Raw genomic sequence first — 620 nt, forward strand, 5'->3', positions numbered from 1 at the left:
TGGGCATGGAAAGGTGTAGAAACAACATTTCAACGCGCGATTTCGTTGATTGATCGAGGAGAGCTGCATCACCACTCGGTGTCTGAACTGGCTGAACGCGTTGGGATTTCTGATCGTTACTTGCGTATGTTGTTCGAGCAGTATCTCGGCATGTCACCAAAACAGTACGCGCAATATCAGCAGTTAATGTTCGCCAAACAGTTGCTGCATTCCAGTTCGATGTCGATTACGGAAGTCGGCTTTGCCGCTGGTTTTAACAGTACGCGCCGTTTCAACGATGCGTTCCAAAAGTTTCTGAAGCTCACGCCTTCTCAAGTTCGTCGAAGAGAATTTGATGGCGTGAGCACGAATCGAATTGCGTTGTCTTATCGTGGCGAGTTGAATTGGCAACACATGCTGGATTTTTACCGATTAAGAGCCATTGAGGGCGTGGAGCGGGTGAGCGGCGAGAGTTACCAACGCAATGTTTGTTTGGATAACAGCAAAGCGTGGTTTCAGGCGAGCAAAGGTGAAGGAAACCTTGAGCTTGAATTCGAAATTGAAGAAGTTGCGAGGCTGCAAAATTTAGTGTCTGGAGTGCGTCGTATGTTCGATCTCGACACCGATATCTGTACTGTCGA

1 protein-coding gene is annotated in these 620 nt (G+C 47.9%); it reads left to right on the top strand.

Annotated elements, in window-relative coordinates:
• The coding region (locus R7040_RS27660; RefSeq protein ID WP_318097773.1) for a helix-turn-helix domain-containing protein at window positions 1-620 on the top strand (620 nt) is incomplete at both ends.

It is taken from the genome of Vibrio sp. 1069 (assembly GCF_033340555.1).